This window comes from uncultured Anaerococcus sp. (assembly GCF_963510575.1).
Classification (GTDB): domain Bacteria; phylum Bacillota; class Clostridia; order Tissierellales; family Peptoniphilaceae; genus Anaerococcus.
This window is the reverse complement of the sequence record NZ_CAUPFR010000003.1, coordinates 36353-45321: the sequence shown is the minus strand read 5'-3', so window position 1 is coordinate 45321 and position 8969 is coordinate 36353. Positions and strand designations below refer to the sequence as shown.

Annotated in this window: 9 protein-coding genes; 1 reads left to right on the top strand and 8 read right to left on the bottom strand. The window is 37.9% G+C overall.

Translation table 11 applies throughout. The features are described 5' to 3' along the window. Window positions 1-10: 10 nt before the first annotated feature. The 8 genes from RQ907_RS00705 to RQ907_RS00670 are packed head-to-tail and all read right to left on the bottom strand — an operon-like array spanning window position 11 to window position 7765. On the bottom strand, window positions 11-1378 hold the full coding sequence (locus tag RQ907_RS00705; RefSeq protein WP_311491487.1) for a V-type ATP synthase subunit B: 1368 nt from the start codon (window positions 1376-1378) through the stop codon (window positions 11-13). Between the two features lie 4 nt (window positions 1379-1382). Further along, a complete protein-coding gene (locus RQ907_RS00700; protein ID WP_311491486.1) occupies window positions 1383-3140 on the bottom strand; it encodes a V-type ATP synthase subunit A in 1758 nt (585 codons plus the stop codon). Window positions 3141-3151: 11 nt separating this feature from the next. Beyond that, on the bottom strand, window positions 3152-3463 hold the full coding sequence (locus RQ907_RS00695; RefSeq protein WP_311491485.1) for a V-type ATP synthase subunit F: 312 nt from the start codon (window positions 3461-3463) through the stop codon (window positions 3152-3154). Next, window positions 3456-4490 carry a V-type ATP synthase subunit C gene (locus tag RQ907_RS00690; RefSeq protein WP_311491484.1) on the bottom strand — a complete coding sequence of 345 codons (1035 nt, stop codon included), beginning with the start codon at window positions 4488-4490 and terminating at the stop codon, window positions 3456-3458. Before RQ907_RS00690 ends, RQ907_RS00695 begins: the two co-directional genes overlap by 8 nt. Beyond that, window positions 4487-5050, bottom strand: a complete 564-nt coding sequence (locus RQ907_RS00685; protein WP_311491483.1) for a V-type ATP synthase subunit E — start codon at window positions 5048-5050, stop codon at window positions 4487-4489. The genes RQ907_RS00690 and RQ907_RS00685 overlap by 4 nt, the downstream gene beginning before the upstream one ends. 15 nt (window positions 5051-5065) lie before the next feature. Continuing rightward, window positions 5066-5533: a V-type ATP synthase subunit K gene (locus RQ907_RS00680; RefSeq protein WP_004827183.1), complete on the bottom strand. Its 468-nt coding sequence runs from the start codon at window positions 5531-5533 to the stop codon at window positions 5066-5068. Then, complete coding sequence (locus RQ907_RS00675; RefSeq protein ID WP_311491482.1) at window positions 5533-7455, bottom strand: V-type ATP synthase subunit I; 1923 nt, start codon at window positions 7453-7455, stop codon at window positions 5533-5535. Before RQ907_RS00675 ends, RQ907_RS00680 begins: the two co-directional genes overlap by 1 nt. Further along, window positions 7442-7765 (bottom strand): V-type ATP synthase subunit H, encoded by a 324-nt coding sequence (locus tag RQ907_RS00670; protein WP_311491481.1) that lies wholly within the window; start codon window positions 7763-7765, stop codon window positions 7442-7444. Before RQ907_RS00670 ends, RQ907_RS00675 begins: the two co-directional genes overlap by 14 nt. 102 nt (window positions 7766-7867) lie before the next feature. Between RQ907_RS00670 and RQ907_RS00665 the strand changes: the two genes are divergently transcribed. Continuing rightward, complete coding sequence (locus RQ907_RS00665; RefSeq protein ID WP_311491480.1) at window positions 7868-8932, top strand: hypothetical protein; 1065 nt, start codon at window positions 7868-7870, stop codon at window positions 8930-8932. The last annotated feature ends 37 nt before the right edge of the window (window positions 8933-8969 follow it).

The following is an 8969-nucleotide window of genomic DNA, read 5'->3' as shown; positions in this document are numbered from 1 at the left end:
TTGCCATAGGCTAGTCCATGTATTTTTCTATTAGGGCGTCGTCAATTCTCTTAAGCTCTGATTTTGGAATTATCTTTAAGAGTTCCCAACCCAAGTTAAGAGTCTCTTCGATTGACCTATTTGTGTAATAACCTTGGTTGATATATTTTTCTTCAAAGGCCTTGGCAAATTCTGCAAAGGCTAGGTCTGCATCTGACAAAGCAGAGTCACCTAGAATCTTTTGAAGCTCTCTAGCGTCCACACCTGAAGCGTAGGCAGCGTAGATTTGGTTCATGGTATCTGCGTGGTCTTCTCTGGTTTTTCCCTTGCCTATACCCTTATCTTTTAACCTTGATAGGGATGGAAGGATAGATACAGGTGGTGCTATACCTTGGTTATAAAGGTCACGACTTAGGATGATTTGTCCCTCGGTAATATAACCTGTTAAGTCTGGGATTGGGTGGGTGATATCATCTTCTGGCATGGATAAAATAGGAATCTGGGTAATAGTTCCTGGTTTGCCACGAAGTTTACCTGCCCTTTCATAGATTGTAGAAAGGTCTGTATATAAATATCCTGGGTAACCACGTCTACCTGGTACTTCCTTACGGGCTGCAGATACTTCACGAAGGGCTTCTGCATAGTTGGTCATGTCTGTCATGATTACTAATACTTGCATGTCCTTTTCAAAGGCTAGGTATTCTGCACATGTTAGGGCCATTTTTGGTGTTGAAAGACGTTCGATTGCAGGATCGTCTGCTAGGTTTATAAATAAAACTGAACGGTCGATAGCGCCTGTTTTCTTAAAGTCATCCATAAAGAATTGAGCTTCTTCGAAGGTGATACCTATAGCTGCAAATACTACAGCAAAACCTTCGTCATCTCCCAAAACCTTGGCTTGTCTAGCGATTTGGGCTGCTACTTGATTATGTGGCAGACCGTTTCCAGAAAAGATTGGAAGTTTTTGACCCCTTACTAGAGTGTTTAGGCCGTCTATTGTTGAAATACCAGTTTGGATAAATTCTGAAGGGTAGTCTCTTGATACAGGATTTATTGCTGTACCATTTACATCCCTCTTATCTTCTGGAATTATTTCTGGACCGTCATCTATAACTTCACCTAGACCGTTAAAGGCACGACCAATCATGTCTTCACTTACGGCTAGTTCTAGGGGTCTGCCTAAAAATCTTACAGATGTGCCTTCAAGGTTGATTCCGCTTGAACCTTCAAATAGCTGAACCATGGCACGGTCCTTGTCGATTTCTATAACTCTGCCCCTTCTGTGTTCACCAGTTTGTAGTTTTATATCTACTAATTCTTCGAAGTTTACTCCCTCAACGCCTTCAACAAGCATAAGAGGGCCAACTACTTCTGTTACTGTTTTATATTCTTTTAACATCCGTCTATGCCTCCTTTATTAGCTTGCTAATTGCTGAGTCAATCTCTGATCTGATTTCATCAAATCTTTGCTTGTTGTCTTCGCTAATTAGTTTTAATCTTGAAATTGATTCGTTAACGTCAAGACCTTCAAGTTTCTTAATCTCAACGCCCTTTGACAAGGCTTCTAGGCACTTATCATAGTTATATAAAATTAGGCCTAGCATCTTATCTTGTTTGCTAAGTGAACAGTAGGTATCCACATCGTGGAAGGCGTTTTGTTGGAGGTAGTCCTCTCTAATTGACTTAGTTACATTTAATTTTAACTTATCATCATCAGATAGGGCGTCACGTCCTACCAGCCTTACTACTTCTAGAAGTCCTGATTCTTGTTGCAATAAACTCATGGCACGTTTTCTCATAGTTGAGAATTCTTCGTCGACATTTTCATCTATAAACTTATCCATCTTGTCTTGGTAGAGGGAATAAGAGTTTAACCAGTTAATAGCTGGGAAGTGTCTTTGGTAAGACAAATCGTAATCAAGTCCCCAGAATACTTTTACAATACGTAATGTAGCCTGGGTTACTGGCTCTGACATATCTCCACCTGGAGGAGATACAGCTCCGATTACTGAAAGGGTACCTATATCTTCTCTAGATCCTAAAACCCTAACCTTGCCGGCTCTTTCGTAGAAATCTGCAACACGGCTGGCAAGATAAGCAGGATATCCTTCATCACCTGGCATCTCTTCCAAACGTCCACTCATCTCACGGAGGGCTTCTGCCCATCTTGATGTAGAGTCAGCCATCATAGCTACATTGTAACCCATATCTCTATAGTATTCAGCAAGGGTAATACCTGTATAGATTGATGCTTCTCTCGCTGCTACTGGCATATTTGATGTATTTGCAATTAAGACTGTACGTTTCATGATTGATTCGCCAGTTTTTGGGTCAACTAGTTCTGGGAATTCATTTAGTACGTCAGTCATCTCGTTGCCACGTTCGCCACAACCTACGTAAATTACGATATCAGCATCAGCAAATTTTGCTATCTGGTGTTGAACTACGGTCTTACCTGAACCAAAAGGTCCTGGGATTGCTGCAGTACCACCCTTGGCAACTGGGAAGAAGGTATCTATTACCCTTTGGCCTGTGATTAGTGGTTCGTTAGGGTCGATTTTTTCCTTGATTGGTCTTCCCTTCCTTACTGGCCAATATTGGATCATATTTAATTCCTTATCGCCGTCTTCTGTTTCTACAACAGCGATAGTGTCAGCAACAGTAAACTGACCTGCTTTTATATCTTTTAATTTGCCACTTACTCCGTAAGGCACCATAATCTTGTGGGTGATAACTGTGGTTTCTTCGACAGTACCTAGGATATCTCCTGCTACAAGGTCATCTCCAACCTTTGCAAGAGGTTCAAAATCCCAAAGTTTTTCCCTATCTAGGGCTGGTGCTGTTACTCCTTTTTCTAGGAAATTTCCTGCAAGCATTTCAAGTTTTTCAAGTGGTCTTTGGATACCATCGTACATTCTCTCGAGCATACCAGGTCCAAGCTCTACTGACAAAGGTCTACCAGTTGATCTAACCTCATCGCCAGGGCCTATACCAGTTGTCTCTTCATATACTTGGATACTTGCGACATCTCCCCTCATCTCTATTATTTCACCGATGAGCTTATCTTTTGATACCTCAACCACGTCATAGATATTAGCATCGGTTAGGCCTTCTGCCTCTATAAGTGGTCCAGATACTTTAGTAATTTTACCTATATTCAAATTAAGCTCCTTTAATTTAGAATGTTGGCTCCGACTGCCTTTTCAACCGAACGGTTGATATCAGCAAGACCTATACCCAAAGATCCCTTATTTGATGGGATTAGGATGATGGCTGGAGTCATAGATTCTCTATATTTATCTATAGTTTCGCTGACAAGCTCTGCCATGGCTTCGGTGATGAAAATTACACCGTATCCCTCGCCGGCAAGCTTGTCTACTAGTTTACTTGCGTCTTTGTCGTCAATGGCTGTAAAGGCGTCAATTCCAATAGCCTTGAAGGCTAAAATCGAATCCTTATCGCCAATTACTCCTATTTTATACATAAGTTTCTCTTAACCTTTCCCTAGTAAAGTCTTTTGGAAGTGAATTTAACTTAGAGATAAAGATTATCCTTAGGTTTTTAATCTCTTGCTCTTTGGCAATCAAAAATCCTAACAAAACTTCTGGGCCATAGGTCATGGCTTTTGCTTTTTTAGCAAAGTCCATAAAGTGATCATCAATGGCCTTTTCTAGGTCAAGAAGATTTTCTTCAATCTTTTTATCCCTATCTAGACTTGCCTTTAGGTAAGAATTTATCTTTAGGCTTGAAGTCTTTGATACAATCTCGTTTACGTCCATGCTTATCATGGCAAGAACATCGTTTTTATCAAGGTTGCCACCTTCGATTAGGGCATTTTTTAAATGATCAAAATCAAGTTTTTGTCCCCTAATTCTTAAAAGGGTCTTGATATTATTTAGGTCTATGGCTTCCTTGGTGTAGGCAATGAGGGAATCTATCCCAGTTTTTTCTGCCAAATCGACTTCCCTTTCATAATAGGACTTATCAAGTGATATGTCTATCATGGCAGGGTTTTCGCTTTCTCTGTAGGCTTTTAGGGCCTTTTGGGCATAGGCAAGGTAGGTTTCTCTGTCATCTTTTTTGCCAACAGAGCCTACAGAAACTTCCCCGTCTGCAGCCTTTAAAAGTTCCCTTTTAATGTAGGCTGTATCCACATTTGCCATAGGCGAATAGATTTTGGAATAATCTTCTTCTTGGATAATTTCTTTTACTAAAAGTTTTAGGTTATGAAAATTATATTTTTCGATTAAATACTGGCTGATATTTTTATCAGGAGTCACATCGGCTATCTTATCATAAACCTTAACTAATTCCTTATTTAGGATTTTTTCATACTCTTCATCCCTCTCAAGCTCTGCTATAGCGCTAGCGTAGGATGAATCATTTAGAGCATTTAACACTTCACTTAAACTTTCATAGTCATTTAGTCTTTCAAGGTCACGGGCCTTAAGCAGATCGTCTTCATAAATCCTGGTGGATGTAGAAGCTGCTATGAAGTTTTCTCTTTTCATATTTCTTCCTTAGTAAAAAGTGCGTCAGATATTATTTTTTTAATTTCATCTCTTTCGTATTCTATGATTGACGAAAAAGAATTATCGTAGGTTACCTTGCCATCTTTTATGATAAAACCATCATTGGTGGTTTCATTTGAGACATTAAGTCCCTTTAGCTCGCTGGAATTAAAGGCAAATTCCATGCCCTCTTTAAGGACAATTTCTGCACTTGAATGTGGGAAGGCTTGGAGCCTATTAAGGACAAATCTCTTGTAGGCTGGCCTGTCTAGGTTTTTAAGCTCTGCTAAAATCCTGTCTATGACTTGGTTTATTAGGTCGTTTTTGGCCTTGATTTTTATATCACGGGCCTTACGAGATGAAGAAAGTTCTTCATTTGAAAGGGTTGTGGCAATTTCTTTTTCTGCCTTATCCATGATTACTTTTGCCTCTTCGCCTGCTCTAGTCTTAGCCTCATCTGCGATTTCTTTGGCTTCGGCCCTTGCCTGATCTAATATCTGATTTTTTTCTTCGTCTGCTTTATTTTTTATAGATTCTAATATTAAATCAAGATTATTCATAATCTTATCCTAATATTATGCTCTTAGAACTAGGAGTAAGGAAATAACTAGGGCTAGGATTGCGTAAAGCTCAACCATTACTGCGTAAACAACGCCCTTGATAAACTCGTCTTCCTTCTTAGCTAGGATGTTAATACCTGCTACTGCTACCTTTGCCTGTGCTATTGCTGATGTATAACCTGCTATAGCTATTGGTAGAGAAGCCATAAAGAAATATAGGCCTTTTGCAAAATCAACATTGCCGTCAAGTCTTAGCATAATAAAGAAAGCTATTACGAAACCGTAAAGACCTTGGGTACCTGGCAATAATTGAAGTACCAATGCCTTACCAAATTTTTCTGGTTGTTCTACTGTAAGTGCTGCTGCAGCCTCACCTGCCATACCTGTTCCCCTAGCTGATCCTGAACCTGGTAAAAATGTAGCCATAGCCATTCCAAGTACTGCTAGTATAATTCCGCCGTTTTCAATAAAAAAGTTACTCATTATTTCCTCCTTTTATTAATGATAATCTTTTTAGTATCTTTTAACATTTCTCTAAATTTAATTCCACCGCCTTCGTAGAACTTGTTAAACATTTCTACGTAAATTAGTCTAAGGCCGTGAACGTAAGCTGATAGGTAGGATAAGAACATATTAAATAATTGGAAAATCACAAAGATTAATATGCCACCTAAGAGGCCAACAAAGCCTGCCCCTCCTATCATTTTTACAATTACATTTACTGCGTAGGCTACAAAACCACCTGATAAAACAAGGGCCATAAGCCTTAGGAAGGATACAAAGTCTCCTATCCAAGAAGTGAGTCCATATACATTATAAAAACCAGAACCAAGTCTGCCACCGATTGTCTTAGCATCTCTGCCTGAAAATAGGAGGATACCAACCATGCCGGCTGCCATTACATAAAGGCCAATTTTTGACTTGCTGTAAACATAAAAACCAATTCCTCCAAGGAACATATAGGTAAATAGTGAATCGTAAATAGCATCTAGTGGTCTCTTGTTTTTAAGATTTACAATTATGGTCATACCCACACTTACCATGAGGGCTACAGTACCAATACCAAAACTTATACCAATTAGGGTATAAACATCTTTTTGGGTATCAATCCAACCAAATGGCACTTCGATTATGCCACCAAAGACTGAGCCAAAAATTGTACCAAAAACGCAAGCTGAAAGGGAAATAGCTAAAAATAGCTTAACCATTTTTTCGCTTGACTTTGTAAGGTCTTTCATCTTAAGCATGGCAATAGTTCCTATTACGCCCAAGATTCCATAACCCAAGTCCCCAATCATAAACCCAGTAAAGATTGTATAAAATATTGCAACAAGCAAAGATGGGTCTATTTCGTTATATTTTGGTAGGGCATAGGTTTCAACTACTGACTCAAAAGGTTCTACTATAGAATTATTCTCAAGGATGATTGGTACATTTGGATCATCAAGGTCTGCCTCTTTGATATCTAGCATAAACTCTTCTCCAAGTACACTTGTAAGGTCCTTTTTAAAAGTTTCTACCATATCAGCTGGCACAAAGCCCTCAATTACATCCATAGACTCAGTCTTTAAGAAAAATTCAGCACTCTCTTCCTTTTTTCTTTCGTTTTCGAGGAAGGATTCGTAAAGGTCAAAATCGCCCATATACTTTATAAAATCGCCAATTTCGTCTTCTAATTTTGTGATATCGTTTTTGTATTTTTTCGAACTAGCATTTAGTTTTTCAAGTTCTTCCCCTATTGGACCATTCGCCTTTACCTTCACTCTGGTAAAACCAAATCCCCTTAGGATTTCTTTAAATTCTTCTTTTTCGTCAAGGGAAGCAATTCCTACTATGTAGCTAACCTTATCTTTTTCGCTTAGCTTATAGACTAGAGATTTTTCCAAATGTTTTTCTACAAGCTCTTTTCTTAGGCCATCGTAGAATTGGCTTGAAATTGAACCAGTTTCTACAAATACCCTAGGAGAATTGTAGAGGTAATTTATATCTAGGTTTATATCCTTCCATGGAGATAAATCTTCGATTTTAGAATCATTCGCCTGTTTTTTGTCAACCAGGCCTTCCCTTTCTTTAACTAATTTTAATAACTTATCGTAAATAAGGTCAAAATCAAAGTTCTCGGAATCTCTGTAGACATTTTCTATATCCAATCTCCTTAACTCATCTGGGCTTTCTTCCTTGGAGTATTTCCTAACAGTCTCAACAGCGTATTTGAGTTTATCCTGCCTTTCCTCCAAAGATTTAAGGACAGCTGAGTTTTCAACCTCTTTTAGATAGGATTCATTTTCTTCTAATTTAAGATCATTAAAATGCACATAGTTAAAATTTTGAAGAATGTTAAGTAGGCTAGAGCGCTTATTGTAAAAACTAAGCAAGCTAAACTTATCCATCTTAACTATTGCCATTATTCACTATCCTTTCTACAAGTAAGTCCACAGTCTTTGAAATATCACTAATATCTATTTTTTTGATTTCCTCAGACTCCCTTCTTGCTTTTTCTAACACCGGTTTACTTTCTTCAAGGGCCTTAAGTTTGGCCTCCTCTACTAGTTTCTTTGCCTTAGTCTTGGCACGTTCAATCTCTTCTTTATAAGATTCATCGGCCTTAATTTTGGCTTCTTCTACTAGTTTTCGGGCTTCTTCTTTGGCCAAATCAAGCTCACGAGCCGCCGACTCTTCGGCAGATTTGACTTGATTCAAAATGTCATCAGTCATAATTCACCCCCTAATGCTAATTAAATTATATCATATTTTTACCCAAATCGGGTATAGTCTAGACAAAATAAGACTAATTTTTTGCATTTAAAAGGAAAATTTATGAAAAAATACTTGATAAGCCTCTTAATTCTAATATTTTTACCAGCTTGTGGTAAGGAAAATAAAACAACCACCTATACCCTCGCCAATATTGACCAATTTAAACACGATTCCAGCCTCTACACAGGCGAAAAATTAATAAAATATCCCTCACCAGTCAAAAAAGAAACTTACACAAAAAAAGATCTAGACAACCTTGACTACAACAAAGAAGTAAGGGTGGGAGATATATTTTTTAGGTTACCCGATAAGACGGAAATTTTCAAAAAAGACGATACCTATTTTGTAGACTTTCCCCTTGATTTATCCTACTCAATCCTGCTTAGCTTTAAAAAGCTCGATACAGACACTGACCTAATGGACCTAGCAAAAAAAATAATTAAGAAAGAAAGGCTAAATTCAAAACCAATCAGAAATAAATTTACAAATAAAGATAGCCTGTATTTCATAAGCGAAGATGACACTTACACCTACACCCACTTTTTTATAAAGTCACCTAACACAACCCTTTATTTTGTGATCAAAGAAGACAAAACAAAGGCAGGTGGGAAAATAATGGCAGATATTTTAATGACTTCCTATTTAGCAGGCGAAGACCCTTTTGAAGTTAGCAAATCATTTGAGGACTACAAGGAAGACCTGTCCGTTTTTGCCAGCCAAGATGTAGAATTTTCTGGACTTTCAATTAAAATCCCTGAGAATTTCACCATCCACCAAGAAGAGGAAAATTTCAAATATTTCATAGCCAAAAAAGATAACAAAGTAATTGGTGAAATCATAATAAAAAAAGACAAAGTAGATGGAGACCTTTATGACGCCTACAACCTAAATTCTGGGGATATCATCTACCCAACCCAGCTAATAAATATGGGAAAAACAAAAAACTTAGGTGGAATCCTAGAAGGAGAAATCAGGCTCTACACCAAAGAAAATACCCTAACAGGAAAAAAGTTTGTCATGAAGAGAAAAAACACCTATATCACCATAATAGTAGTAGGCCCAATCGCCAACAAATCCCTATCCATCTCCATGGCAGATTCAATTAAGGAATCCATAAAAAAATAATGTTTCACATGAAACATTAAACAAGAAATACAAAAAA